A 25,356-nucleotide genomic window follows, 5' to 3' on the forward strand; every position below is an offset into this window, starting at 1 on the left:
CGATGAAGTCGCTGCTCAATATTTTCTGGCTCGGATTGAAGGAGCTTCGCAGCCTCGCAAGCGACTCCGTCATGCTCTTCTTCGTCGCCTATGCTTTCACGGGCTCGATCTATGCGCAGGCCACCGGCACGTCGAGCGAGGTGAACAACGCCTCCATCGCTTTCGTCGACGAAGACCGCTCGGCGCTCTCCAAGGAGCTGATGAACGCCTTTTATCCGCCGCGCTTCCAGGAGCCGGAAATGATCACCGCCGACGAGGCGGAGCCGGCGATGGACGAGGGCCGCTATATGTTCGTCCTGTCGATCCCGCCGCGTTTCCAGTCGGATCTCAGCGCCGGACGCCATCCCGATATTCAGCTCAGCATCGACGCTACCGCGATGCAACAGGCGTCGATCGGCGCCGGCTATATCAAAAATATCGTCAATCAGCGCATCACCTCATTCTTCAGCCGCGCCAGCGGCGCCTCGCCCCAACCCATCGATCTCGTCATTCGCCGCCTGTTCAACCCAAACGGCGTCACCGCATGGTTTGCGAGCATTGTCGGCATCATCAACGAGATCACCATATTGACCATCATTCTCACCGGGGCGGCCGTGATCCGCGAACGCGAGCATGGGACGCTGGAGCATCTCCTCGTCATGCCGCTCACCGCCTTCGAGATCGCGATGGCGAAAGTCTGGGCGAATAGTCTCGTGATCCTCTTCGCCACAGCGGCGTCGCTCTATCTCATCGTGATGAAGGCGCTGGAAGTTCCCTTCGCGGGCTCGGTGGCCTTATGGTTCTCCGGCGTCGGGCTCTATCTTTTCTTCGCCACCGCGCTCGGCATCTTCCTCGGCACGATCTCACGCTCCATGGCGCAATTCGCGCTGCTCATCATTCTCGTGGTCGTCGTGCTGGAATTGCTTTCGGGCGGCAACACGCCGGTCGAAAGCCAGCCGGTGTGGCTGCAATACATCACCGTCTTTCTGCCGTCGCGGCACTTCGTCAGCTTCTCGCAGAAGATCATCTATCGCGGCGGCGGCTTGAGCGCCGTCTGGCCGCAATTTGTCATGGTCGCGGCGATCGGCCTCGCTTTTTTCAGCTACAGCCTCTCGCTGTTTCGAAAATCCATCACGGTGACGAAATGATGCGCGCAAAGAAAAAGCCGCGGCCGTCGGCTACTTTCGCCGGAAGCGCCCTTTCTGCGATGGGCCTGGCGCTCGCGATCAGCGGCTGCGCGGTTGGCCCGGATTTCCAGCCGCCGGAAGCCTCGGTCCAGGACAATTGGATCGAAAAGAGCGACAAGCGCGTTTCCAACAAACAAGTCATGAGCAATTGGTGGCGGACCTTCAAGGACCCCACGCTCGATCGCCTCGTTCATCTCGCCGCCGAGCAGAACCTGCCCGTGCAAATCGCCGGGCTGCGCATTCTCGAAGCGCGCGCCCAGCTCGGCGTCGCCATCGGCCAGCTTTTCCCGCAGCAGCAGGAGGGGAGCGGCGCCGCGACCTGGAACAAGATCAGCGAACAGGCCGCGAATAGAGCCAGCCTGCCGACGCACGCCTTCGCCGATTATTCGATCGGATTCGACGCGAGCTGGGAGATCGATTTCTGGGGCCGCTACCGCCGCAATGTCGAGGCGGCGGAAGCGCAAATGTCGAGCGCGATCGCAGATTACGACAATGCGCTCGTTTCTCTCACGGCGGAAGTGGCGCGCAGCTATGTCAGCGTACGCACTTTCGAAAGGTTCATCGAGATCGCGCGTGAGAACGTGCGGCTCCAGAAAGAGGGCCTGCAGATCGCCGAAGCGCGCTTCCGCGCGGGCGCGACGTCCGAGCTCGACGTCGCTCAGCAGCGCGCTCTGCTCGAAAATACCATCGCCAGCATTCCCGATTTGGAGACCGGTCTGCAGCGCGCCAAAAATGCGCTCAGCGTCCTGCTCGGCCGCCCGCCGGGCGGCGTGGATAAATTGCTGCAAGGGCCGCGGCAAATCCCCTCCGCCTCGCCGCGCGTCGCCGTTGGCCTGCCGGCGGAGTTGCTGCGGCGCCGGCCCGATCTCCACAAGGCCGAGATGAATGCGGCCGCCGAGAGCGCGCGCATCGGCATTGCGGAAGCCGATCTCTATCCACGCTTCTTCCTCTTCGGCGAGATCGGCGTGCAGGCCTCGGATTTAGGCAAAATCTTCGCGCCCGGCAGTCTTTTCCTCTCGACGGGACCGAGCTTTCGCTGGTCGCTTCTCAACTATGGCCGCATCGCCAACAATATCCGGGCGCAGGACGCGCGCTTCCAGCAGGCGCTGGTCAATTACGAAGATACGGTGCTCAAAGCCGCCCGCGAGGTCGAGGATGCGCTTGTCGGCTTCCTGAAGGCGCAGCAACGCGCCGCCAGTCTGCAAAATTCCGTGAAAGCCGCGGAGCGCGCCGTCGAGCTTTCCTTCATCCAATATCGCGAGGGCGCCGAAAATTTTCAGCGCGTGCTCGACGCGCAGACGCGATTGCTGGAGGAACGCAACCGGCTCGCCGACACGCGCTCGAACATCGCCACCAATCTTGTCGCCCTCTACAAGGCTCTCGGCGGCGGTTGGGAAATCCGCAATGGCAAGCCGATCGTGCCGGAGATCATGCAGGCAGGCATGATGAACCGCACCGATTGGGGCAATCTTCTGCCCTCCGAGACCCCGCCACCGGCGGAACAACTGACGCTGCCCACGCCGGCCGGGCAAACGCCGCTTCTGCTGCCGCCCGATTACGAAGCGGCGCCCATGCCGCCGGGCAGACCCGCGAATTAGAGCAGGTCCTTTGGCCGGCGGCGGACGGGTTTAAATAGCGCTGGCGTCCGCGCGGGCTTGCGATGCGAAAGCCTCGCTCCTAGCCTTTGATGATCGCCATGCAGCTCCGATTATGAGCACGACGGCTGCAAGAAATCCGACCGTCGTGCAGGTGAAAGTCGCCGCGCCCTGAAGCGAGAAATGAGGCTCGATCGGCGGCGCGTCTGCAGGGGGCTTCGCAATTAGCGCCCACTTCAGAAATCCCAGGGGATTGAAGAAAGCGCCATAACAGCTAGCGCCCATCACCCACCACGGCGGAATGATTGAATACTGCCGGAAAAGCAGCGCAAAGAGAAATATGAATTGGGCCATCATCAGGTAGTCTATATGCGATCTGATGAGACTGTTGCGATCGACAATGAGCCCTGCGAGTTGCCCGTGCGGGAAGAACAGCGTTACCGCCAAAACCCAGGCGATCGTAAGGGCGATTGCCAGCAACAGGCCGGCAAACGCTAAAAGAAAAGTAATCCGCATTTTTGGCCTTCTTTAAATGACGACGCGTTTCAGCGTCGAATTGCGATCTGAGGAGATTATCGATGGCGGATGCGACGCGCTTGTATAAACGTGCTGCGGGAGTGGAGCAGCCAGCGCCAATTCTGCACGTCGGGAGGGGCTGCGCCTTCTGGGCCGGCGCCACAGCCTATCTCGGCGATCACCAGGGCGGCGCGCCGGTTCTTTTGGCCGGCCTTTACGGGAAGTTTCGTTTGCGCTTGCAAGGCGGCCCTTGGCTCACGTGCCGCGCCGCAATCATCCCCCCGGGCGTCTCGCATGAATTGGATTTTGCCGGAGAGCCTTTCGCCGCTCTCTATTTGGAGCCGAATTTGGGCGCGTCGGGGGTCCTGTCTCCGCTTCTTCGCAATTTTTCGGAGACCAACCGCGCGCTGATCGGCGACTCGGCCGAAATCCCGCTGTTCCGCTCGTTTTATGAGGACTCATCCAGCGTGCAGTGGCTTGAAGATGCGCTGTCCGACGTAACGGTATTTGCCAAGAAAACATCGAACGCCGCGCTCATCGATCCCCGTCTTTCCGCCGCAGTCGATTTGCTCCACGCACGTTATTTCGATCTGACACCGGTGGACGAGCTCGCGCGGAGGGTTGGATTATCCGCCTCTCGCTTTCAGCACCTGTTTACGCGACAGATCGGCGTTCCGTTTCGTCGGTATCGCGCCTGGAGCAGGCTGCGCGGCGTCTGGCGTCAAGTCGCCGAGGGGGCCTCTCTCACCGAGGCCGCCCACGCATCGGGCTTTTTCGACTCGGCCCACTTCGCTCACGCGTATCGGAGGACCTTTGGCAAAGCGGCTTCCGATGGTCGACGGATCGCACGAACCACGCAATCGGCCGACGATCCCAGATGAGATGAGCGTGGAAGCCCAATCGGGCCAGGCCGCTATTTGTAGCTTCGCGCGCCGGCGCTCGCACAGGCCATCGTCAAAGAGAGCCGGCGACAGCACAAGCACGCCCTGTCCCGAGGAAAACTCAAATACAGACGCATTCGCATGCCAAAACAAAATATTAATCGCCGCGTTCACAATCAATGTATACGTCAGACAAACAAATAAAGGACGCATCCAAGCTGTTTACTATTATAATTCTCTTGACCTGAGCCTTATCTACACATTTAATCTTGAGACAGGTCAATGCCGCTCCGACATTCGTTCTCTATGGAGAAGGACGTCGCCCGGATTTTTCCGACCCCGCCCCTGGCGGGGCGTGGCGCGTCGACATTTTACCGCGGAGCGCGGCAATAGACGGCGGACGTAACGATGAATTATTTCAGCAAAGCCACCAATGGGGATTTCTTCATTGCGCGAGGAGAAGCGGAGCTGTGCGACAGCTTGCCTCCGTCATCCGGAAAGAACCGCATCTGGTACGTTTCCGCCTTGCATCCAGAAGCTAAGCTCGTGCATCTCTCAACTGATCTGAGCCGGATTGTGAGCGCGGAGAGAAGCCGCCTGGCGGGGACGCGGACCTCCTGTCTGTATCGGGTGATCGGCGTCGAGGACAAAAACAAATCCAGACAGCATGCATACCACAAGAAATACGACCCTGCCGCGTCCGACAATGAAATCGCCTGCCTGTTGAGACTGCTCGACAGCGTCACCGACGGCATTTTGGATACATGCGTCAAGAACGAGGAAATCGACGAAAAAACCAGTCGTTTGATCGATTCGACGCTGAAGTTATTTGTGATCGACAGCGTTTCCTACCTGCTGAACGCCTGCGAGGATCGGACGGCGCCACCCGGGCTGACGGGCTTGCCCGCGAAGCATATGAGCAACATTTTAAGGGAAATTCAGAGGAACTATACAGACCCGCAGCTCTCACCGAGGAGGGTGGCGCGGAACCTGTCGATCACCGTTCGATATGTGCATGCGCTTCTCAAGCAAAGCGGAAAATCATTTTCGGAACGCTTGCAGGAGCTCCGTCTGACCGCCGCCCTCCGCATGCTGAATTCTTCCTGCTTCGACACGAGCCGCATCGGCGACATCGCCTATCAGGTCGGCTTCTCGGACCAATCCCACTTCAATCGCTGCTTCAAAAAACGCTTCGGCGCATCGCCGCGCGAGATAAGGAGGCAGGGCCGCGCCAAGCATGGTCGATATACGCCCCTCGCTCCGCATGGCGCGGTGGTGGAGCCCGAAGACTATCCCAGCGACTGAACGCTCGAGCGCCCATCCTCGCTAGCGCCCGTCCTCGCTAGCGCCATGTCGTAAAACTTGCGAACGCGAGTATCCGGCGTTGCCGGGCGGCGCAGGAGACGCCATTCTTACGACATGGGCTACTCACTGATGATCCATGGCGGCGCCGGCGCCATAGGCGCGCCCGAGCGCTTCGCTCCCTCGCTGCGCGCCATTGTCGAAACCGGCGCCGACCTGCTGACAAAAGGCGCCTCCGCGCTCGACGCTGTGACAGAGTGTGTGCGCCTGCTCGAAGACGATCCGCTCTTCAACGCTGGCCGTGGCTCTGTGCTCAACGCGGATGGCGCCGTCTATTGCGACGCATCGGTCATGGATGGACGCGGCTTAACGGCCGGCGCCGTTGCTGGCGTCAGACGCGTGCGCAATCCGGTCCTGCTCGCCCGGCTCGTGATGGAACGGACGCCGCACGTCTTCCTCATTGGCGAAGGCGCCGAACGCTTCGGCCGCGACCAGGGCGCGGTCTTTGAAGAAGACGCCTATTTTCTCACGCCCGAGAGGCAAGCGCAGCTCGCCCGCGCGAAGGCGCACAGCGCAACGACGCTCGATCACGCTGCGACAGAGGACGGCAAGCTCGGAACTGTCGGCGCGGTGGCGCGCGACAGCGCCGGCAATCTCGCGGCGGCGACCTCGACGGGCGGCCTCGTCAATCAAATGTTCGGCCGGATCGGCGATTCGCCGGTGATCGGCGCGGGCGTCTTCGCCGATAACGACTCCTGCGCTGTTTCCTGCACGGGGATCGGGGAGCAATTCCTGCGCACCTCGCTGGCGCGCGTCGCCTCCGTCTTCGTGGAGACGCAAGGCATGACCGCGACGGACGCAGCAACGGCCGCGATTGCCTATCTCGTGAGAAAAGTGAAGGGTTCGGGCGGCCTGATCATCGTTGATCGCAACGGCGGATGCGGCGCCGCCTATTCGACCCCGGGCATGCTCAGGGCTTCTTTCGAGAACGGCGAAATCGCCGTCGCGGCGGGCTGACGCCAGCCCAATGGTTGCGCCTCCTGCCTCGGCACGCGAGAAGGCTCCCAGACTGTCGATCTTGGAGAACTTTATGGACCAGTGGATTGCCCATATCGCCAATTCCGTCGGGACCGACCCCGCCATTGCGCGTCTTGCGGTCGGCCACGTCTTCGGCTTCCTCCTCAAGCGCTATCCCAACGGCCCCGCCGACGAATTGATCGACGGCGTTCCGGGCTCGCGAGCGGCCATCGCCGAGGCCGAGGCGGCGCCGCGCAAGAAGAGCCTGCTGAGCGGCGTGCTCGGCGGGATGGGCGGGCTGATGGGCGGCGCCAAGGGCGATATGCTTGCGCTGACCTCCGAGCTTTCGGCGCTCGGCCTCTCGGCGGATCAACTCAAGCGCCTCGCCCATGAGATTTTCGGCGGCGCGGAGCTCGTCATCGGCAAGGAGAAGCTGCGCGTGATGACCGACCCTATTCCGGGCCTTTCGCAATTCCTGTGGCCAAACGGATAAACATGGCCGCGCGGGCAAACGCCGCGCGGCCTTCGTAACTTATTATGAGATCCGCTTGATTGGTTCGCTGCCATTCCCGACGCTCGCAAAGCGAGCAATCGGGAATCCAGAGCAAAACCGGCGCTTTGGCGGCTCTAGATTCCCGGTCGGGCTTTCAGCCCGCCGGGAATGACAAGCCCCAATGCGAGCTGTTCAAACGGAAATGGTATTATTGGTTATAATAGGCGACGCAGACGCGCTGGCCGTAATAGTCATAGCCCCATTTGGCGCAGCGCGGCGCCGGAGCCGTCGCGGCGCCGACAAGCGCGCCCGTGCCGGCGCCGATCGCCGCGCCCGCCAGCGTGCCGGTGGCGCTTCCGCCCGAGGCCAGCGCGCCGATGCCGGCGCCGCCCAGGCCGCCGATCGCCGCGCCGCCAAGCGCGCGGTCGGTGGGCGAGTTGCAGCCGGCGAGCGGCGCCGCAACGATCGCCGCCGTCAGCAGCAGAATCTTTTTCATATCCGTCTCCTTTCGGGAATGACCGCGCGCGCCTGGCGCGGCGGCCGCAAGTCGTCGCCAAAACCAAGTTTTGAACTCTTCGGCGAAACCGAGTCTTCGACGCAAACGCCCAGGAACCCGCCGCGCAGCTTGGCGACATTTCGATCGACCCGCCGCGCGGGTGATGCGCCAGCGATGCCTCTGGCGCGACGGGAGACTAAAGAAAAGCTCCGCGCGTCGCTGTCGCGAAAATACAACAGGCCGTTTGTTTCCGCCGGGGGCCATTCTAACTTGGCCTTTCGGGCGCCTTTGCGGCGGCGACCGCCTCGGTCGGCTTGGGCGGAGGGCTTGGGCTCGTCCGCCAAATTTGGTAGCAGGGGCGCACCCCTTAAGTTGCAAAGGATAGCCAATGGACGCCGCCCACCGCGCCGAAGAGTTTCGCCGCCGCCTGGATTCCGCCGCCGAAGCGACGGAAGCCGCGCTCGACGCCTTGCTCGGCCCGGCGGCGCTGCCGGATGAGATTACGCGCCCTGCGCGCCTGCTGGAGGCGATGCGCTATTCGACGCTGGGCGGCGGCAAGAGGCTGCGGCCGTTTCTCGTCATCGAGAGCGCGCGCCTCTTTGGCGTCGAAGGCGCGAGCGCGCTGCGCACGGCCTGCGCGCTGGAGATGATCCATTGCTACTCGCTCGTCCATGACGACCTCCCGGCGATGGACGACGACGATCTGCGCCGCGGCCGCCCCACCGCGCATAAGGCCTTCGATGAGGCGACCGCCATTCTCGCCGGCGACGGCTTGCTGACCTACGCCTTCGACGTCGTGGCTGATCCCGCGACCCACGCCGACGCTGCTCTGCGCGCCGCTTTGGTGCTGGCGCTCGCCCGCGCCGCGGGGCTCGGCGGCATGGTCGGCGGCCAGGCGCTGGACCTCGCGGCCGAGACGGCGGCCGTGCCTCTGACCATCGAAGAGACGCTGCAGATGCAGGCGATGAAGACGGGCGCGCTGCTGCGCTTCGCCGTCGACGCCGGCGCCATTCTCGGCGGCGCGACAGCCGCGCAGGCGGCGGCGCTCACCCGTTACGGCAAAGCGCTCGGCGCGGCGTTCCAGGTCGCCGACGACATTCTCGACGCCGAAGGCGACAGCGCCGCGCTCGGCAAGCGCGCCGGCAAGGACGCCGAACGCGGCAAGGCGACGCTGGTCGGACTTCTGGGATTGGACGGCGCAAAGGCGCGCTGCGATACGCTCGTGAAAGAAGCGACAACCGCGCTCGCCGACACCGGGCTGGCGGAAAAAACCGAAATCCTCGCCGAAGCCGCTCGCTTCGTCGCCGCACGGCGCAACTGAAACGACATGCCCGTGCGCGAAACGAAGCCGCGCCGGTCGCCATTTCTCGCGCCGTGGCGAGTGCTGCGCGCGCACGACAGGCTTGCCGTCTGCGGCGCGATCGGCGCCGCCGCCGGGCTTGCCATCCCGCAAGCGATCGATCGAGCCGAGGTCGCCATCGACTGGCTTCCAACCGAATTTGCGCTCGTGACGCGCGCGCTGATCGGCTGGGATATCGCCGTGCTGCTCTATCTCCTCACCGCGGCGCGGATCATTCTACGCGCGACGCATGAGTCGATCCGCCGCCGCGCCCAGCTTTCCGACGAAGGCCGCAGCGCCGTGCTTTTCCTCACCGCCACGACAACCTTCGTGGCGATCGGCGCCATCATCGCAGAGCTTGGGCAGTCGAAGATGCTCTTCGCCGACGAAAAAGGCGCGCATATTGCGTTGGCGGTGACAACCGTCGTCGCCTCATGGACCTTCATGCATCTGATTTTCGCATTCCATTACGCCCACGAATATTACAGTGAAGAAGCCCATGCGTCGGATAGCGCCTCGCCGTCGCGCGGCGGCCTGAACTTCCCGAACACGCCCGCGCCGCACTATATCGACTTCCTCTATTTCTCTTACGTCATCGGCGTCGCCTGCCAGACAGCCGACGTCAACATCTGCTCGCGGCCGATGCGGGCCGTGGCGCTCATGCATGGCGTCGTCTCGTTTTTCTTCAACACCACCATCCTCGCTTTGATGGTGAATATTGCGAGCCAATTCGTCTGATGCTTTGCGCCGACGACAAAGCGCGCATCCGCGCCATTCTCGTTGGCTCGATCGGCAATCTCGTGGAGTGGTTCGACTTCTACGTTTATTCGGCGTTCTCCCTCTATTTCGCCGACGCTTTCTTTCCCGGCGACGATCCCGTGGCGCAGATGCTTTCAGCGTCGGGCGTCTTCGCGCTCGGCTTTTTCATGCGCCCCATCGGCGCCTATATTTTCGGACGCATCGGCGACGGGCGCGGCAGGCGCGCGGCTTTGATGCTCTCCGTGCTTCTAATGTGCGCGGGCTCGCTCATCATCGCCTTTGCGCCGACCTACGCCACGATCGGCGCGGCGGCGCCGGCGCTGCTGCTGTTCGCGCGGCTGCTGCAGGGCGCGAGTCTGGGCGGCGAATATGGGTCGAGCGCAACCTATCTTGCCGAGACGGCGACGCCAGAGAAGCGTGGCTTCTACGCGAGCTTCCAATATGTCACGATGATTGCGGGACAGCTCCTCGCCCTTGTCGTGCTGCTCGTGCTGCAGAATGTCTTGCTCGACGACCATGCGCTGCGCGCTTGGGGCTGGCGCATTCCTTTCGCCATCGGCGCGCTTCTCGCCATCGTCGCTCTGCTGATGCGCCGCGATCTTGTCGAAACCGCCGCCTTCAAAGCGGCGCGCGCGGAGAAGGCGCGCGGCTCGCTACACGCGCTGCTCTCGCATAAACGCGAGACGGCGACGGTCGTGGGGCTGACGCTCGGCGGCACGATCGCTTTCTACGTGTACACGACTTATATGCAGAAATTCCTCAAGCTCTCGGCGGGGCTGAGCGCCGCGGAGACCACATGGATTTCGGCGGGCTCTCTGCTTTTCGCGCTTATGCTGCAACCCATCTATGGGGCGCTCTCCGACCGGATCGGACGCCGCCCCATGCTCATCGCCTTCGGCCTGCTCGGAACATTATGCACCGCGCCGCTGCTGGCCGCCATCCAAGACGCGCGCAACGCCTGGACAGCCTTCACCCTCATCTGCGTGGCTTGGCTGATCGTCGGGCTCTACACGTCGATCAATGCGGTGGTGAAGGCCGAATTATTCCCAGCTGCCATCCGCGTGACAGGGGTCGCCCTGCCCTATGCGGCGACCGTCTCGGTCTTCGGCGGCTCGGCCGAATATGTGGCGCTGTGGTTCAAAACGCAGGGCCATGAGAGCTGGTTCTATTGGTATGCGAGCGCGGCGATTTTCGTATCGCTGGTTGTTTATGCGACCATGCCCGAGACGGGAGAGAAGATGCGAAGGTAGCTGGAAGCTGATAGCCCGGCATAAGGAAAAAATGATGCGCTACGCTATCGTCATTGAAAAAGCAGCCGGTAATTTCTCAGCCTACGTCCCAGATTTGCCCGGCTGCATCGCCACGGGCGCCACGCTGGAAAAGATTAAGCAAGAGATCCGCGACGCCATTCGCTTCCACATCGAGGGGCTCGAAGCGGACGGGCTTCCGGTTCCCGCGCCAGCTGCAGTCGCCGAGTATATCGACGCCTGAATCGAAATCGCGCCGTGTTCACGGCTCGACGGTCGGACGGGCAGTCACACCGTTACCGTTTGAACAGCTCGCATTCGGCCTTGTCATTCCCGACGCGCGCAGCGTGATCGGGAATCCAGAGCCACAAAAGCGCTGGTTTGGTTCTGAATTTCCGATCGCTCGCTTCGCGAGCGCCGGGAATGACACCGAACCGACCAAGCGGATCTCGTATCAAACGCTCTCTGCGACCGGCCCTATGCCCAAATCCGCCAAGCGGACAGCAAGCTCGGGCGCAAGCATCGGCGTTACCACCGCGCTCGCCGGCGCCTCTATAATTTCCGCATAGCCTGCCGCCCCCAAATGGCGGTGAACCCAGATCGTCGCTCGTAAGGCGTCGACGACCCAGACTTCTCGAATGCCATAGGCGGCGTAAATGCCGATCTTGCGGCCCTTGTCGTAATTCAGGCTCGAATCCGCGACCTCGATCGCAATCAAAACCGCCGGTCCGTCGAGCGCCCTCAAATCGAGGTCGCGCCGAAAGACGCAGAAATCGGGCTCGACAAAGGTCGAGGCGTCGAGACGCAGCGTGGTTTCCGGCGCAACGGTTAAATGCTGCGGCGCGACTCTTTGAAAGAAACGATTGAGCTCACCCTTGATCCACTCGTGCCGGGCGCCTTTTGGCGACATGGGCACGACGTCCCCGCCGATCAGCTCGAAGCGCTCGTCCGCGTCGATGATGCCGACGCGGACCATCGCCTCGATCTCGCTCACGCTGAAGCGCCGCCGGAGCATGCCGTCGGCGGCCTGGGTGACGAGAGGCAAAGCGTCTGGTCGCAGATGCGGGTTCATGGCGCAGGATGATAACACGCCGCGCGCCAGGACGGCGTCGTTTTTCTAAATGCGGCGAGCCTGAAGGCTCGCATTATCTTCCCTAACTGGGACTCAGTTATCCAAGAAGCTCCGCAGCTTCCTCGACCGGCTCGGATGCTTCAGCTTCCTCAGCGCCTTCGCCTCGATCTGGCGGATACGCTCGCGGGTCACCGAGAACTGCTGGCCGACTTCCTCCAGCGTGTGGTCGGTGTTCATGCCGATGCCGAAGCGCATGCGCAGCACGCGCTCCTCGCGCGGCGTCAGCGAGGCCAGAACGCGCGTCGTCGTCTCGCGCAGATTCGACTGGATCGCCGCCTCGATCGGCAGCACGGCGTTCTTGTCCTCGATGAAATCGCCGAGATGCGAATCCTCCTCGTCGCCGATCGGCGTTTCGAGCGAGATCGGCTCCTTGGCGATTTTGAGCACCTTACGCACTTTTTCGAGCGGCATGGCGAGCTTTTCGGCCAGCTCCTCCGGCGTCGGCTCGCGGCCGATCTCATGCAGCATCTGGCGGGAGGTGCGCACGATCTTGTTGATCGTCTCGATCATATGCACCGGAATGCGGATCGTTCGCGCCTGATCCGCGATGCTGCGCGTGATCGCCTGACGAATCCACCAGGTGGCGTAGGTCGAGAACTTGTAGCCGCGGCGATATTCGAACTTATCGACCGCCTTCATCAGGCCGATATTGCCTTCCTGAATGAGGTCGAGGAACTGCAGGCCGCGGTTGGTGTATTTCTTGGCGATGGAGATGACGAGACGCAGATTGGCCTCGACCATTTCCTTCTTCGCCTGACGGGCCTCGCGCTCGCCCTTCTGCACCATATGCACGATCTTGCGGAACTCGGAGATCTCCAAGCCCGTCTCGGTCGCCAGCGCATGGATTTCCGCGCGCAGATCCTTGATGCGGTCCTTCTCCTCGGCGACGAATTCCTTCCAGCCCTTGGAGCGAAGCTGCGCGACGCGCATCACCCATTTAGGGTCGAGCTCGGAGCCGTGGAATTTGTCGAAGAAGTCCTCGCGCGCAACGCCATAACTGTCGGCAAGGCGCAGCAGCTTCGTCTCATAGCCGATGAGACGCTTGTTGATGTCGTAGAGCTGCTCGACCAGCGCCTCGATGCGATTCTGGTTCAGGGAAAGAGACTTGACGTCGGTGACGATCTCTTTCTTGAGCTGCTTGTATTTGCGCTCCTGAGCGGGCGTCAGCGTCTCGTTCTTGAGCTTGTTCTCGACATTCTGGTCCTGCAGACGGCGCAGCTTCTTATAGGCGTCGGCGACGCGCGCGAAGGTCTCCAGAACCTTGGGCTTGAGCTCGGCCTCCATGGCTGACAGCGACACGGAATTCTCCATGTCGTCTTCTTCCTCGAAGGTTTCCTCTGAGGGAGCGCCCTCGGCAAGACCTGCCGGCGGCGTGCGCGGCGCGGTGGCCGGCGCCATCTCGCCGCCCTCGCCCTCTTCCTCCTCGGCGGGTTTCGCGCCCGCCTTGCCCTCGGGGCCGGCGTAGGTCGCCTCGAGGTCGATGATGTCGCGCAGCAGAACCTTTCCGGCCTCGAGCTCCTCGCGCCAGATGATGATCGCCTGGAAGGTCAGCGGGCTCTCGCAGAGGCCCGCGATCATCGCCTCGCGGCCGGCCTCGATGCGCTTGGCGATGGCGATTTCGCCCTCGCGCGAGAGCAGCTCGACCGACCCCATTTCGCGCAGATACATGCGCACCGGGTCGTCGGTGCGATCGGCCGGCTCGGAGGAACGCGTGGCCACCGCCGTCGCGCGCGTGTTCTCGACGAGCTCGCCGCCCTCGGCTTCCTCTTCCTCGGCGGCCTGCTCTTCCTCGGCGTCGTCCGGATCCTCGCCCTCGGAGACGGTGATGCCCATCTCGGAGAGCATCGCGTAAACGTCCTCGATCTGGTCGGAGGAAACCTCCTCCGACGGCAGGACGGCGTTCAATTCGGCATAGGTGACGAAGCCGCGCTTTTTGGCGGACTTGATCATCCGCTTGACGGCGGCGTCATTGAGGTCGAGAAGCGGCCCGTCGGCGGCGTCTGCCGTCACGGCGCCTTCATTATCGACCTTGTCTTCGTCTTTCTTCGCCATACACAGCTCCACACGCTCCCGACCGCAGCGCCTCATGGGGCTGCTGGCCAGGCCTCGTATCTGTCGATCGCCAGCCGGAGGTCGCGAACTCCGGCTTTCCCCTGCCCGGGCGCGGGCCAAAAACCCAGGCGCCGGCTCGTATTCCACATTCCGCGCGGGGTCTTAAAGTCCCGCTAACCACACTCAAATTGCGCGCTGGGTCCAGAAAGTCAAAGCGAGCGCGTCGAACGGCCCGAAGAGGCGCCGAACCCCTCCAGAGCCGCTTCCGCGCCATCTAGCGCGGAGAGTTGCGTTTGAATATCCCTCAGACGCGCTAAATCTTGCTCGCTGGAGTTCGCCGCCAGTCGGGCTTCCACCGCGCGAAGCTCCTTATTTAGCGCCCAGAAACGGCGATGCAAGACCAAAGCCTGACGCAGGCTCTCCGCGGCGTCGGCAGGCGACGCCTCCGGCCGCACGCTCCAGAGCGCGGCATGCGCGACCATGCCCTCGAGCCGCGACGCGACGCCGCCAAGACCTGACTCTTCAAGGTGTTGCATCAGATCGGCGCGTTCGCCGCCGCCGGTTTCGGTCCAGCGCACGAAGGCGTCGCGCAGGGCGGCGGCCTCGTTCGAGGCAAACTCCAGCCCCGCCACTTCTTCGACCTGGGCGGCGAGCACGTCCGGGTGATTCATCAAAATGAGCAGAATCAGGGCGTCGCGCGGCGCGATCGGCGGCTTGACGCCGCGAAAGAGCGGGGAATTGGCGAGCGACTGGCTGATCCGGACTGGCCCCGCCTCCGTTGCGCCGGGACGGTAGGCCCCGCCGCGCCGTGGCGTGAAATCGCGCGCCCTGGTAGGCGTCGCAGGCGCGCGGCCGAAAAGCCGGGCGAGGCGGTCGCGCAATTCCTCTCCATAATAGCGGCGCAAAGTTTCATCGCCGATCTGGCCGACGATCTCGCGCAAGCGCCGTTCGAGCCCGGCCCGGCGCTCGGGCGTATCGAGGGCGACGCCCTCGGTCTCGCGCATCCAGAGCAGATCGACGAGCGGCAAGGTCTGGCTCACCGCCTGCTGCACGGCGCCCGGGCCGCCGGCGCGCAATAATTCGTCCGGGTCCTGCCCATCCGGCAGCAGCACGAAGCGCAGCGTCTTGCCGGGACCAATGAGCGGCAGCGCCGTATCGACCGCGCGGAAGGCCGCCTTGAGCCCCGCCTTGTCGCCGTCGAAACAGAGGATGGGCTCCTCGGCCATGCGCCACAGGAGATTGCATTGTTCGGGCGTCAGCGCGGTGCCGAGCGGCGCGACGGCATGCGCGAACCCGGCCGCCGTGAGGGCGATGACGTCCATATAGCCCTCGACGGCGATGACCGTCCCCGCGTCATGGGCGGCTTTGCGGGCATTGTGGAGATTGTAGAGCGTGGCTCCTTTATGGAAGAGCGGCGTCTCCGGGGAGTTCAAATACTTCGCCTGCGCGTCCGCCTCCATGGCGCGCCCGCCGAAAGCGATGACCCGCCCACCCCGGTCGCAGATCGGGAACATTACGCGGTTGCGGAAACGGTCGTAGGGAACCGGAATATCGTCGCCGTGGATGAGGAGCCCGGCCTCGATCATAATCTCGACCGTCGCGCCCTTGCCCGCGAGATAGTCGCGCAGCGCATGGCGTTCGGCCGGCGCGAAGCCGAGGCGGAATTTTTCGCGCGAGGCGGCGGAGACCTGCCGGCGATCGAGATAGGCGCGCGCCTCGCGCCCGGCAGGGCCCGCGAGCTGCTTTTGGAAGAACTCGGCCGCCCAATCCGAAACCTCTTGCAGCGTTGCGCGCTTTTGCTCCTCGACCCGCTGCTCGTTCGTTTCGAGGGGCATAGGCAGGCCCGCCATGGCCGCCAATCGCTCGACAGCCTCGGGGAAAGAGGCCCCTTCGGATTCGGTAAGAAAATCGAAGATGTCGCCACTCTTGCCGGCCGAGAAATCGAACCAGCGCATCTTCTGGTCGTTGACGTAAAAGGAAGGCGTCTTCTCGGCGTTGAAGGGCGAGAGCCCGCGCCACTCGCGCCCCTGCTTCTTGAGCTTCACCTTATGGCGCACCACCTCGGAGACGGGCACGCGCGCCCGGATTTCATCGAGGAAGGAGGGAGAGAAACGCATGTTGTCTTCTACAGGCCCAAACGGTCGAGGCAAATGGACTTGACTCCAGGCGGGACGTATATACGATCATATATGCGATTTTGCGCCACGCCACTTCTCCGAAGCGATAATTTTCAAAAAAATCACTGATATGCGCCGCATCTCCGGTGCAAAAAATCATAGGTGAAATCTATGGCAGGCGTCCATTTTGGGGCCTTTGAATGGGACCCGGCAAAGAATGAGGCGAACTGGGAGAAACACGGCATCGACTTCGAAACGGCGATTGAAGTGTTCGAGGGGCCCTATCTGCGGATTCCATCCGATCGAAACGGTGAGGTTCGCTGGATCGCAGTCGGCTCCGCGGCGGGGCCGGTGGTCGCGGTAGTCTGCACCGAACGGAACGAACGGACGCGCATCATCTCGGCCCGAATGGCGAGGACCAATGAACGTGAAACCTACAACAAGCTTTGCAGCGACGGCTCTTGAAGACGGCGCTCGAAAAAAAAGACCCATCCGGGATATGGACGACGCGGAAAAAGACGCCGCGATCGCGAGCGATCCCGATTGGGCGGAATATGAACCGATCGACTGGAGCAAGGCGGAACTCGTCGTTCCGCCGAAGAAGCAGGCCATCTCGATCCGCTTGGACCAGGACCTGATCGACTTTTTCAAGTCGGAAGGGCCTGGCTATCAGCGCCGCATCAACGCCGTCTTGCGCAGTTACATGCAGGAGCGCAAACGCGCCTAGATGCGGCGGCGGCTTATTTGCGACTCGCTTCCCCAAATAGCCGCGACCGCGATCGCAACCCTCAGTTCTTCGCAAGCGGCCCAAACGGCTCGGCGAAATTCGGCAACGTCGTCACCGGCCCGCCGTCGAAATTCAGCGGCCCCGAGAAGGTCACGCGCACCGCCGGCGGCTCCACGGGCTTGAAGTGGCGGTCCATAACGCCGACGCCGCAGACCGCGCTCGGCGCGACGCCCGCGCGGCACTGGCCGTAGAGCGGATCGCTCGGCAGCAGCGAGCCATAGCCATAGGTGATCTGGTCGGAGCGCGAATTGAAGATGTTGAAGGCGTCGAGCTGCAACCGCCAGCCATCCGCCCAGCGATAGCCGAGCCGGGCGTTGACCGTGCCCGTCGCCGGCGACTTCAGATAGCCGTCCTCGGTCAGCGGGCGGGGGCCGATATAGCGATATTTGATCGCCCCGAACCAGCCCGTCGCCTCGCCGATCTCCAGTCCGCCCATGGCCGTTATGGCGACTGAATTTTGCAGATAATTGCCGGGCGCATTGCCGAGGAAGGTTCCGTAAGGGAGAGCCTCCGGCGTCAGCAGATCGGCGTAGGCCAGCGCCTGGCCTGTGTCGAAGCCGCGATAGCGCGCATGCACCAGCGCGACGTCGCCGTCGAAATTGATCCAAGACACGGGACGGTAATGGTTGGCGATTTCGACGCCGTAGCGGCGGCTCGGACGGCCGTATATCGTCGTGCCGCTGTCGCCTTCGAATTGGTTCTCGGAGTCGAGATTGAGCCAGAAGAAGCTGACGCTCGAATCGAGACCCTCGATGAATTTGGTGCGCGCGCCAATCTCGGCGCCCCGCGACTTCACCAGCAGCGGAATGGGCGCGACAACCGAGAAACTATCCTGGTCCGAGAGCTCCGAGGTCGAGAAACGCTGCACCGTCCCGCGCGCGTCGGTCGAATGGAAGCCTTCGCCGTAGTTGGCGAAGAGCTCCGTCTTCGCCCAGGGCCCGAGGATGATCGAGGCTTTGGGGCTGAAGAGGGCCGAGTCTTTCGAGCCGCTGTTGAAGGGCCCCGTCCAGAGAAAGGCGGGCAGGCCCGCGCTCGTCGCAACGACAGGAGAGCCCCAGAGCGACTGCAGCGAATTGACGTTGGCGTTGAAATAATCGAAGCGCCCGCCCGTGACCGTTTTCAGCCAGGGCGTCCAACGCACGGTCGTATCGGTCCAGAAGCTGATGCTGCCCTCGCCCACGCCGTCGTTGCGGACCGTCTCGAAGGGCGTGCGGCGGAACGCGTTCTGCAAGCCGAGGCGAATATCGTCATAGCGGCCCTGGAGGCCGATGCGCGTCTCGACCGGCAGGCCGAAACTGTCCCATTTGATACTGTGCTGCGCATTGACGCCCGCCATCCAGCGCCGGTCGAACTGGCGGAACTGGTCGCCGAGATTCTGGTTCGACAGGAAATAAGTGAAGTCGTTGTAGAGATCGAGCGTGGAGCGCACGACATAGGCTTCGACGCGGCTCGAATGATTGCCCTCAGTCTGACTCCATCGGCCCGAGAGTGAGAAGCGGGTGGTGTCGCCGCCGTCCGTCGGGTTCAACGTGCCCCAGAGCGAAAGAAGCCCGCTATTGACCGCCCGCTCGGGGATTTGATCGGTCGAATACCAGCGGTTGGCGTAGCCCATGAAGGTGACCGCCGCGCCGTCTTCCTGCGTGCCGCGCTGCCAGCGAAACACGCTGTTGATGCGGCGCAGATTGTCGCCGCGCTCCCAGGGCCCGTTGTAATATTGAGATTCGACGGCGCCATAGGCCGAGCCGCCGGCAAAATCCTTATAGGGGGCGATGGCGAGCGCGCGGCCATAGCCGAAGCTGCCGCCGGTGAACTGATAGAAGCCCTTGTCGATCTTGTCTTTGTATTGGAGATAGATCGAGCCGGCCGAGGAGAAATCGCCGTCCTGCGCGTCATAGGGCCCCTTGCGGGCGAGCACATAGCCGAGCAGCTCTGGGATCATGAAATTGGCGTCCGCATAGCCCTGCCCGTGGCCATGCGTGCGCATGTTGAGCGGCATGCCATCGAGATAGAGCGCGAGGTCGCTGCCGTGATCGAGGTTGAAGCCGCGTAGATAATACTGATTCGCCTTGCCCTCGCCCGAGTGCTGGGTGACCGCGAGCCCGGGCACGATCTCCAGAGCCTCGCCCGGACGCGCGAAGGGGATGGAATTGACTTCCTTGCCGGTGAAGAATTTCTCGCTCGAGGAGGTGATCGGCGGCGGCGTGGGGCCGGCCGGCGCGGCGGGCGCCGGCTGAGCGACGGTCAAACGCGGCGCCGGCACGACATGGGTGTGGTAAACTTCGTGGGTGTGCGTCTTGCCGCCATGCGTATGGGAAACGGCATGGGTATGGCCGATGGTGATCGTCGGCAACGCCTGTTGCGCAAAAGCCGGGGAAACGCCGAGAGCCGCCCCTATAGCGAAGACAGAGACGGACGTGAGACGGTGCTTCATTAGCCCCCCAGCCAAACCTATACGTGTGATCTTTTTTTAAAAGCTTCTTACGCCATGTTTTGGCTGTCAATGAGGGCTAAACGATTGGTTGCTTATGTGACTTTTTTGCAACGAAGCTCTTTTGCTCTTTTCGAAATAAATGGCCTGATTCTAAGGATCAGGCCATTTATTTATCAGAACTTATAGACGACCGCCGCGCGCGTTTTGCCGGCGGTTGGCGTCGCGTCGATCGACGAGCCCAGAACGCTCGCATACTTGCCGTAGAAGCTGTGCAGATATTCGAGTCGCGCGCCGATATGCGGCGTCAGCATCGTCTCCACGCCGCCGCCGAGCTGCACGCCGCTGAAGACGTGAGACGTGGTGAGGCCGCCAAGCCCGCCCGTCGTCAGCCTCGCATATGTCTGGGTCCAGCCGACCGACGCAAAAGCAAGCGTGTTGCCGAAGAGCCGCCCGAAGCGCGCGCGCAGAGAATAATCCCAGTCGTAGGCGATTTTTCCGTTGAGGTTCGGCGTGGAAAACGACGAATTGACCCCGCTCGCGCTCGCGTCCGCCTCCAGCGCCGCCACCCCGACGCCGAATTGACGTTCGTAGCCGATCAACCCACCGCCGATAGGCCCGCTGCCGCCAATGCCATCCAATTTCCACGCATTGTTGTTGCCCGCGAGGCGAGTGCTGTTCCATCCCCAGCCGCCCTGAAGACCGGCATAGCAGCCCGTTGACGAAGTCGCGTCTGACTGATTCCGTTTCCAAGTGAGATTCGGCCGAGGTTGGTTCGATGGCGATGCGGCGTGAGACGGGGACGCAGGAAGATCTGGTTGTCGGCTGGGCGGATCTGCCGCGCTCTCCGGGGCACGCATTTTACGACGAGCTTCAGAAGGTTCTACTGGACGCGGGCTTCGACGTTTTCGTCGAGAACGCCTGCAAGCCCTACTACGCGGCGAAGATGGGCGCGCCCTCGTTGCCACCAGGGCGCTATTTCCGCATGCACATGGTGGGCTACTTCGAAGGGCTCGACAGCGAACGCGGCATCGTATGGCGCTGCGCGGATTCCTTTTCGTTGCGGGATTTCTTGCGGCTATCGACGCGCGAGAAAGTCCCGGATCATTCATGGCTGTCGAAGACGCGCTCGCGTCTGCCGCATGAGGTTCACGAGAAGGTATTCGGTTTCATCTTGAAGCTCGTCGCCGAGCGCGGCCTCGTGAAGGGCGAGCGCATCGGCGTCGACGGCTCGACCATGGAGGCGAACGCGGCGCTGCGCAGCATCGTGCGGCGCGACAATGGCGAGACCTATCGCGCAATGCTCGAGGGCATGGCGAAGGAAAGCGGGATCGCGACGCCGAACGCCGAGGATTTGGCGCGTTTCGACCGTAAGCGCAAAGGCAAGAAGCTCTCGAACGACGATTGGACGAGCGCCACGGACGCCGAGGCGAAGATCGCGCGGATGAAGGACGGAACGACGCATCTCGCCTACAAGCCGGAACATGCGGTCGACCTCGACACAGGCGTGATCGTCGCCGCGCCGATCCACGAGGCGGACAAGGGCGATACGACGACGCTTGGCGACACGCTGGAGACGGCGAAGGCCAATCTCTCGGCTGTCGGCCTCGCGCCGACGCCGGACGATCCTTGCGAAATCATCGCGGACAAAGGCTATCATTCGCGCGAGGTTTTGAAAGGCCTTGACGACGGCGAGTGGAAGAGCCGGATCAGCGAGCCTTTGCCGGCGAAGGGCTATTTGCGCTGGCATGGAGACGAAGAAGCGCGCGACGCCGTTTACGCCAACCGCGCACGGCTGAAATCGGGCGTTGGACGCGCCGCCATGCGCAAGCGCGGTGAGCTGGTCGAACGCAGCTTCGCCCATGTGCTGGATGGCGGCGGCATGCGCCGGGCTTGGCTTCGCGGTCGCGAGAACATCGCCAAGCGCTATCTGATCCACGTCGCAGGCTTCAATCTTGGCGTCCTGATGCGCGCCCTCGTCGGCTGCGGGACGCCAAGAGAACGCGCCGAGGCGGCCAGAAACGCCTTTTTGTTCGTTATTCGGACAGATAGCGCCACGGGCATCGTCATCATCGCCGACATCGGCGGCGCGCCGGCCTTGCTCGCCGTCATCGCCGCTCCGGAACCCGATTAATCAAGCTGCGACTTCGTCACCGCGCTGATAGAAGCCTGTCCAATCCTCCCGCATCGGCGGCGCGCTCGAAACGCCCGTCGCAAGGTATTCCGCCGGCTTGAAGATAAGGCCCACGCGCGCCAAGCCGGCCTCCGGCGCCGCCCCGAGCTGCCCGGCCATGAACCAATGCCTGTCGTAGATTGCGTGCACATATTCGAAGCGGCCATAAAGACCGCCATCCAGCCGCGTCTCGACGCCGATGCCGAAGGCGGGTCCTGTATAGGTGGCGCCGCCGCCGTTGAGCCCGGTATTGGGGAAGCTCAGCCGCGTATAGGCCTCCGAGACGCCGGCGGTAACATAGACCAATGTCTCCTCGGACGTCAGAGCGCCGAGCCGGCCGCGTAATGCCCACGAACCGGCTTCCCGGAAATCGGCTTCGCCGGCGCCGGCGAGAGAGCCAACCGCGCTCGTGCTGTTCAAATTGCCCTCGGCAAGGACGCCGGCGACGATCTGCGGCGAAAATTGGTAGTCGAAGCCGGCCGTTACGCCTCCGGTAACGCCATACATTCCGATGCCGCTGAAATTCCCCAGCATGGGGGCGTTGAGGCTCGTGTTCGCCCATCCCGCGCCCAGATTGACGCCCAGGTTGAAGCCTGTCCAACTTGGCGCAATGGGTGGAGCCGGCGGCGGAACGATCCCCGATTTCGTGACGAGCGGCGCGCTTTGTGGCGCGAAAACCGGGGCGGGAAGCGGCGCGGGGGAAAAATTCGCCGGGTGATTATACAACGTCGCATGTCCCGCCTGGGCGAGGTCGGAGGCAGCAAAGAGTAAAGAACCTGTAATCAGAAGCCTTCTCATAAATCCCAACCCTTCTTTAGAGTTAGAATTTAATTGCAAAGCTTGGTTAATTTTCCTTTCGACGCCTGAGCCTTCCAGCAGTCGAACGTCACGCCGGCGTCGCGCCCTTCTCCTCATCCTCCGGCTGCGCCGGAACCACGACAAGCTGCCCATAGCGCACGCCGCGCTCGCCGATGAGATGGCTCGCGAAATGCTCGACCTCGGATTTCCGCCCTTTCAGCAGCGAGACTTCGAGACAGCTCGCTTCATCGAGATGCACATGCAGCGTCGCGATGGACATATCGGCGTGGCTGTGATGGTCGTGAACGAGCTTCTTGGAAAGTTGGCGGGTCTCGTGATCATAGACATAAACGAGCGCCGCCACGCAATTGCGCGCGTCGTCATCGACCTTGGGCTCTTTGAGCAACCCCGCTCGCACGAGGTCGCGCACGGCTTCCGAGCGGTTCTGATGGCCGCCGGCCTCCATGTAGAGATCGAGCGCGCTCATCAGCTCGTCGTCGATCGTCACCGTCACGCGTTGCAAGGCAGTTGCTCCGGCTTGTGAACCCCGAAGCAACTAGCAACGCACGCGCTATTTTACAACGCCGACCCGCGCCAGCAGCCAATACGCCCCAAAAACCGCGATGACCGCCGAGCACGCATAGACAAGCCGCGGACTGCGCTCGCCCTTGTTGAAGACCCTGTCGGTGGCCATAAGCAGGGGCAGCACGACAAGCACCACGCCGATCTGACCGGCTTCCACGCCGAGGTTGAAGCTTGCGAGCGCCGGCACGATGGCGCGTTGCGGCACGCCCAGTTCGATCAGGCCGCTGGCGAAACCAAAACCATGAATGAAGCCGAAGGCGAAAGTGTCGCGCCACCGGCCCTCTGTCTTGCGGGTGAAGAAATTTTCGACAGCGACATAGATGATGGACAATGCGATGGCGATCTCGACCCAGTAGCTCGGCAAATCGACCAGTTGCAACGCCGCCAGCGTCAAAGTGATCGAATGTGAAACCGTGAAGGCGGTGACGATCTTCACGACCGGCCATACCCGCGTCGCCCACAGGACGACGGCGAGGAGGAAGCACAAATGATCGTAACCGGTCATGATGTGCTCGACGCCGGCGGCGAAAAATTTGGGCGCGAGCTGCCAAGGCGAGAGCAAGGGCTTGGAGAGATCGACGGGGGCGTCGCCGGGAAAAAGCATCGTTTGCCCCGGCGCGGGCTCGGCGCCGCGCTTCTGGGCTTCCGTAAGCTGATCGCTCTCTTTCTTTTCGCCGACGCTGAAGAGATGCTTGCCGCGCGCCCCTTGCGCGGCGAGAAGCTTCTCGGGGTGGTAAAAGATCTGGCCCGGCGCTTCCGCGCAGTCGACATGCAGGACGATTTTGGCGTCGTAAGGATTGGTCGGGTCCTCCCCGACCGAGCCCACCTCGCTTTTGCACGTGACGCCTCCTTCATTCTGCAAAGAGACGCGGCTTTGAATGAATTTGCCGATCTCCTGTTCCAGCACGCCTGGCGGAGAAAGATCGACGCCCGCGCGCTCGGCCTGGGTTTCCTGGAACATGCGCTCGATGTCTGTGCCCAGCACGCCGACGTCCACGCGGAATTTGCTCTCGCCTTCCGGCACGACCCGGGCGCTGGAAATGTCGGCGGTATGCGCCGCCGCCGGGGTCGAGAAGCTCAAAGCCGCGATCAAACACGCTGGAAGAATAGCCAATTTGGGAAACATGGACGCCTGCTCTCCTTGGCGCCTCGCAGCGGCGCTGTATGATGAATAACTAAATACATCATACAAACAGTAGCGCCAAGCTCCTGCCAAACGAATCACCTGCGCGCGATCTTGTCCGCCCTCCCCAGCTTTGGCATGGTGCGCGCCAACCATAACAAGAGGAACGTCGAGATGACCGGGTTCGGGAGGAGACTGGCCGCCCTTCTATTGTTCTGCATGGGGATCGGAGTTGCCGCGCCGGCGCTGGCGCATACGCCGGATATTTCCACCGCCAAAATCACGCCGCAGGCAAATCGCGTCTATGTGGTGGACGTCGGCTTCCTCGCGACCGACCTCGAGCGCATGTTCCAGGACACGATGGACGAGCGCGCCGGCGTCGATCTCTCGCCGCCGGGCGTGCTGGAGGAGGAGATCGGCAAATTCGTCGCCAAGCGCGTCGCCATGCGTGACGAGGCCGGCCGCGCCTGCCTCGCCAAGGTCGAGAAAGCCGGCGAAGACCCGACCAACCAGGACAGCGCCCTGATCGTCATGCGCTTCGACTGCTCGGGGACGACCGGCAAGGCGTTCTACGACGCGACCAAGCTTCTCGCCGCCCAGGGCTCCAAGGGCAAGCATCTCGTCTCGCTCTTCGGCGAGAACGCCGGCGAGACCATGCTCTATCCGCAAAATCCGCCGCTCGACCTCTCACAGCCCATGGAGACGACCGGCCAGCTCATGGTGAAATTCTTCGAGGCGGGCGTCGAGCATATCGTCACCGGCTACGACCACCTCTGCTTCCTCTTCGCGCTGATCCTCTGGGCGCATAGCGTCATGCCCGTGGTGAAGATCGTCACGGCCTTCACCATCTCGCACTCGATCACGCTGTCGCTCGCGGCGCTCAATATCTTCACCCTGCCCTCGTCGCTGACCGAAGCGCTGATCGCCGCCTCGATCATCTTCGTCGCGGCGGAGAACTTCTGGTCGCGCAAAATTGACCAGCGTTGGCGCAACACCTTTCTTTTCGGTTTCATCCACGGCTTCGGCTTCGCCTCGGCGCTGACCGAGATGGGCGTTCCGCAGGGCGCGGTCGTGCCGGCGCTGGCGGCCTTCAACATCGGCGTCGAAGCCGGCCAGGTCGCCATCGTCATGGCGGTGCTGCCGATCCTGTTCTACATCGATCGCCACACCGACGGAAAACGCCACGACAAGCTCGTCTACGCCCTCTCCGGGCTGATCGCGCTCGCCGGCGCCTTCTGGTTCCTGCAGCGCATCGGGGTCATTCCGGGGGCGTGACGTAACGCCCCCTCCCTGTCCCTCCCCCGCTAAAGCGCCCCGTGAAACGGGGGAGGGTGGGGAGGGGGCGCCTCA

At 62.8% G+C, this 25,356-nt stretch carries 24 protein-coding genes; 14 read left to right on the plus strand and 10 right to left on the minus strand.

The window, feature by feature from the left end:
- Positions 1–2 precede the first annotated feature (2 nt).
- Positions 3–1,127 (plus strand): ABC transporter permease, encoded by a 1,125-nt coding sequence (locus QNA11_RS09645; protein WP_283482859.1) that lies wholly within the window; start codon positions 3–5, stop codon positions 1,125–1,127.
- Entirely contained in the window at positions 1,124–2,764 is a 1,641-nt protein-coding gene (locus tag QNA11_RS09650) for an efflux transporter outer membrane subunit (protein WP_283482860.1), read from the plus strand. The genes QNA11_RS09645 and QNA11_RS09650 overlap by 4 nt, the downstream gene beginning before the upstream one ends.
- A gap of 30 nt (positions 2,765–2,794) precedes the next feature.
- Here QNA11_RS09650 and QNA11_RS09655 read toward each other — a convergent pair whose 3' ends face one another.
- Positions 2,795–3,277 carry a hypothetical protein gene (locus QNA11_RS09655; protein ID WP_283482861.1) on the minus strand — a complete coding sequence of 161 codons (483 nt, stop codon included), beginning with the start codon at positions 3,275–3,277 and terminating at the stop codon, positions 2,795–2,797.
- A 299-nt stretch (positions 3,278–3,576) separates the two neighbouring features.
- Between QNA11_RS09655 and QNA11_RS09660 the strand changes: the two genes are divergently transcribed.
- From QNA11_RS09660 to QNA11_RS09675, 4 genes are all read left to right on the plus strand, one after another.
- Positions 3,577–4,158, plus strand: a complete 582-nt coding sequence (locus QNA11_RS09660; RefSeq protein ID WP_283482862.1) for a helix-turn-helix domain-containing protein — start codon at positions 3,577–3,579, stop codon at positions 4,156–4,158.
- A gap of 408 nt (positions 4,159–4,566) precedes the next feature.
- Complete coding sequence (locus tag QNA11_RS09665) at positions 4,567–5,463, plus strand: helix-turn-helix domain-containing protein (RefSeq protein WP_283482863.1); 897 nt, start codon at positions 4,567–4,569, stop codon at positions 5,461–5,463.
- A gap of 129 nt (positions 5,464–5,592) precedes the next feature.
- Positions 5,593–6,477, plus strand: coding sequence for an isoaspartyl peptidase/L-asparaginase family protein (locus tag QNA11_RS09670; protein ID WP_283482864.1), 885 nt, complete (start codon positions 5,593–5,595; stop codon positions 6,475–6,477).
- Positions 6,478–6,550: 73 nt separating this feature from the next.
- Positions 6,551–6,970 (plus strand): DUF2267 domain-containing protein, encoded by a 420-nt coding sequence (locus QNA11_RS09675; RefSeq protein ID WP_283482865.1) that lies wholly within the window; start codon positions 6,551–6,553, stop codon positions 6,968–6,970.
- Between the two features lie 208 nt (positions 6,971–7,178).
- Here the strand turns inward: QNA11_RS09675 and QNA11_RS09680 are convergent, their stop codons facing one another.
- Positions 7,179–7,466, minus strand: a complete 288-nt coding sequence (locus tag QNA11_RS09680) for a YMGG-like glycine zipper-containing protein (protein ID WP_202072213.1) — start codon at positions 7,464–7,466, stop codon at positions 7,179–7,181.
- Positions 7,467–7,854: 388 nt separating this feature from the next.
- Between QNA11_RS09680 and QNA11_RS09685 the strand changes: the two genes are divergently transcribed.
- The 4 genes from QNA11_RS09685 to QNA11_RS09700 are packed head-to-tail and all read left to right on the plus strand — an operon-like array spanning position 7,855 to position 11,055.
- Complete coding sequence (locus QNA11_RS09685; RefSeq protein WP_283482866.1) at positions 7,855–8,787, plus strand: polyprenyl synthetase family protein; 933 nt, start codon at positions 7,855–7,857, stop codon at positions 8,785–8,787.
- 12 nt (positions 8,788–8,799) lie between these two features.
- Positions 8,800–9,543 (plus strand): DUF1345 domain-containing protein, encoded by a 744-nt coding sequence (locus QNA11_RS09690; RefSeq protein ID WP_502867528.1) that lies wholly within the window; start codon positions 8,800–8,802, stop codon positions 9,541–9,543.
- Positions 9,543–10,814: an MFS transporter gene (locus QNA11_RS09695; protein ID WP_283482868.1), complete on the plus strand. Its 1,272-nt coding sequence runs from the start codon at positions 9,543–9,545 to the stop codon at positions 10,812–10,814. The genes QNA11_RS09690 and QNA11_RS09695 overlap by 1 nt, the downstream gene beginning before the upstream one ends.
- Positions 10,815–10,848: 34 nt before the next feature.
- Complete coding sequence (locus tag QNA11_RS09700) at positions 10,849–11,055, plus strand: type II toxin-antitoxin system HicB family antitoxin (protein WP_283484191.1); 207 nt, start codon at positions 10,849–10,851, stop codon at positions 11,053–11,055.
- Positions 11,056–11,265: 210 nt separating this feature from the next.
- Here QNA11_RS09700 and QNA11_RS09705 read toward each other — a convergent pair whose 3' ends face one another.
- From QNA11_RS09705 to dnaG, 3 genes are all read right to left on the minus strand, one after another.
- Complete coding sequence (locus QNA11_RS09705) at positions 11,266–11,901, minus strand: Uma2 family endonuclease (RefSeq protein ID WP_283482869.1); 636 nt, start codon at positions 11,899–11,901, stop codon at positions 11,266–11,268.
- A 75-nt stretch (positions 11,902–11,976) separates the two neighbouring features.
- A complete protein-coding gene (rpoD, locus tag QNA11_RS09710) occupies positions 11,977–13,995 on the minus strand; it encodes an RNA polymerase sigma factor RpoD (RefSeq protein ID WP_202072208.1) in 2,019 nt (672 codons plus the stop codon).
- A 209-nt stretch (positions 13,996–14,204) separates the two neighbouring features.
- On the minus strand, positions 14,205–16,112 hold the full coding sequence (gene dnaG, locus QNA11_RS09715; protein WP_283482870.1) for a DNA primase: 1,908 nt from the start codon (positions 16,110–16,112) through the stop codon (positions 14,205–14,207).
- 171 nt (positions 16,113–16,283) lie between these two features.
- Here dnaG and QNA11_RS09720 point away from each other — a divergent pair, with 171 nt between their 5' ends.
- Together QNA11_RS09720 and QNA11_RS09725 are read left to right on the plus strand one after the other, a co-directional pair.
- On the plus strand, positions 16,284–16,577 hold the full coding sequence (locus QNA11_RS09720; RefSeq protein WP_283482871.1) for a BrnT family toxin: 294 nt from the start codon (positions 16,284–16,286) through the stop codon (positions 16,575–16,577).
- Positions 16,578–16,611: 34 nt separating this feature from the next.
- Entirely contained in the window at positions 16,612–16,839 is a 228-nt protein-coding gene (locus tag QNA11_RS09725) for a BrnA antitoxin family protein (protein WP_283482872.1), read from the plus strand.
- Between the two features lie 61 nt (positions 16,840–16,900).
- Here QNA11_RS09725 and QNA11_RS09730 read toward each other — a convergent pair whose 3' ends face one another.
- Positions 16,901–19,330, minus strand: coding sequence for a TonB-dependent receptor (locus tag QNA11_RS09730; protein ID WP_283482873.1), 2,430 nt, complete (start codon positions 19,328–19,330; stop codon positions 16,901–16,903).
- Between the two features lie 173 nt (positions 19,331–19,503).
- Positions 19,504–20,187 carry an outer membrane protein gene (locus QNA11_RS09735; protein ID WP_283482874.1) on the minus strand — a complete coding sequence of 228 codons (684 nt, stop codon included), beginning with the start codon at positions 20,185–20,187 and terminating at the stop codon, positions 19,504–19,506.
- Between QNA11_RS09735 and QNA11_RS09740 the strand changes: the two genes are divergently transcribed.
- Positions 20,106–21,461, plus strand: coding sequence for a transposase (locus tag QNA11_RS09740; protein ID WP_283481505.1), 1,356 nt, complete (start codon positions 20,106–20,108; stop codon positions 21,459–21,461). The two genes, QNA11_RS09735 and QNA11_RS09740, sit on opposite strands and share 82 nt — an antisense overlap.
- Here the strand turns inward: QNA11_RS09740 and QNA11_RS09745 are convergent, their stop codons facing one another.
- From QNA11_RS09745 to QNA11_RS09755, 3 genes are all read right to left on the minus strand, one after another.
- Complete coding sequence (locus QNA11_RS09745) at positions 21,462–22,298, minus strand: outer membrane protein (RefSeq protein ID WP_283482875.1); 837 nt, start codon at positions 22,296–22,298, stop codon at positions 21,462–21,464.
- An 88-nt stretch (positions 22,299–22,386) separates the two neighbouring features.
- Positions 22,387–22,821, minus strand: a complete 435-nt coding sequence (nikR, locus tag QNA11_RS09750) for a nickel-responsive transcriptional regulator NikR (RefSeq protein ID WP_283482876.1) — start codon at positions 22,819–22,821, stop codon at positions 22,387–22,389.
- A 48-nt stretch (positions 22,822–22,869) separates the two neighbouring features.
- Complete coding sequence (locus tag QNA11_RS09755; protein WP_283482877.1) at positions 22,870–24,009, minus strand: HupE/UreJ family protein; 1,140 nt, start codon at positions 24,007–24,009, stop codon at positions 22,870–22,872.
- 171 nt (positions 24,010–24,180) lie between these two features.
- Here QNA11_RS09755 and QNA11_RS09760 point away from each other — a divergent pair, with 171 nt between their 5' ends.
- Positions 24,181–25,281: a HupE/UreJ family protein gene (locus tag QNA11_RS09760; protein WP_283482878.1), complete on the plus strand. Its 1,101-nt coding sequence runs from the start codon at positions 24,181–24,183 to the stop codon at positions 25,279–25,281.
- Positions 25,282–25,356: the final 75 nt, after the last annotated feature.

This window comes from Methylocystis sp. JR02 (assembly GCF_030063565.1).
GTDB classification, from domain to species: Bacteria; Pseudomonadota; Alphaproteobacteria; order Rhizobiales; family Beijerinckiaceae; genus Methylocystis; species Methylocystis iwaonis.

Coding starts and splice junctions, on each gene's coding strand:
- QNA11_RS09755 (WP_283482877.1), bottom strand. CDS start 24,009: ATGTTTCCCAAATTGGCTATTCTTCCAGCGTGTTTGATCGCGGCTTTG.
- QNA11_RS09730 (WP_283482873.1), bottom strand. CDS start 19,330: ATGAAGCACCGTCTCACGTCCGTCTCTGTCTTCGCTATAGGGGCGGCT.
- rpoD (WP_202072208.1), bottom strand. CDS start 13,995: ATGGCGAAGAAAGACGAAGACAAGGTCGATAATGAAGGCGCCGTGACG.
- QNA11_RS09695 (WP_283482868.1), top strand. CDS start 9,543: ATGCTTTGCGCCGACGACAAAGCGCGCATCCGCGCCATTCTCGTTGGC.
- QNA11_RS09670 (WP_283482864.1), top strand. CDS start 5,593: ATGATCCATGGCGGCGCCGGCGCCATAGGCGCGCCCGAGCGCTTCGCT.
- QNA11_RS09735 (WP_283482874.1), bottom strand. CDS start 20,187: ATGCGTGCCCCGGAGAGCGCGGCAGATCCGCCCAGCCGACAACCAGAT.
- QNA11_RS09725 (WP_283482872.1), top strand. CDS start 16,612: ATGGACGACGCGGAAAAAGACGCCGCGATCGCGAGCGATCCCGATTGG.
- QNA11_RS09720 (WP_283482871.1), top strand. CDS start 16,284: ATGGCAGGCGTCCATTTTGGGGCCTTTGAATGGGACCCGGCAAAGAAT.
- QNA11_RS09740 (WP_283481505.1), top strand. CDS start 20,106: ATGGCGATGCGGCGTGAGACGGGGACGCAGGAAGATCTGGTTGTCGGC.
- QNA11_RS09645 (WP_283482859.1), top strand. CDS start 3: ATGAAGTCGCTGCTCAATATTTTCTGGCTCGGATTGAAGGAGCTTCGC.
- QNA11_RS09655 (WP_283482861.1), bottom strand. CDS start 3,277: ATGCGGATTACTTTTCTTTTAGCGTTTGCCGGCCTGTTGCTGGCAATC.
- QNA11_RS09665 (WP_283482863.1), top strand. CDS start 4,567: ATGAATTATTTCAGCAAAGCCACCAATGGGGATTTCTTCATTGCGCGA.
- QNA11_RS09680 (WP_202072213.1), bottom strand. CDS start 7,466: ATGAAAAAGATTCTGCTGCTGACGGCGGCGATCGTTGCGGCGCCGCTC.
- QNA11_RS09700 (WP_283484191.1), top strand. CDS start 10,849: ATGCGCTACGCTATCGTCATTGAAAAAGCAGCCGGTAATTTCTCAGCC.
- QNA11_RS09685 (WP_283482866.1), top strand. CDS start 7,855: ATGGACGCCGCCCACCGCGCCGAAGAGTTTCGCCGCCGCCTGGATTCC.
- dnaG (WP_283482870.1), bottom strand. CDS start 16,112: ATGCGTTTCTCTCCCTCCTTCCTCGATGAAATCCGGGCGCGCGTGCCC.
- QNA11_RS09745 (WP_283482875.1), bottom strand. CDS start 22,298: ATGAGAAGGCTTCTGATTACAGGTTCTTTACTCTTTGCTGCCTCCGAC.
- QNA11_RS09650 (WP_283482860.1), top strand. CDS start 1,124: ATGATGCGCGCAAAGAAAAAGCCGCGGCCGTCGGCTACTTTCGCCGGA.
- QNA11_RS09760 (WP_283482878.1), top strand. CDS start 24,181: ATGACCGGGTTCGGGAGGAGACTGGCCGCCCTTCTATTGTTCTGCATG.
- QNA11_RS09675 (WP_283482865.1), top strand. CDS start 6,551: ATGGACCAGTGGATTGCCCATATCGCCAATTCCGTCGGGACCGACCCC.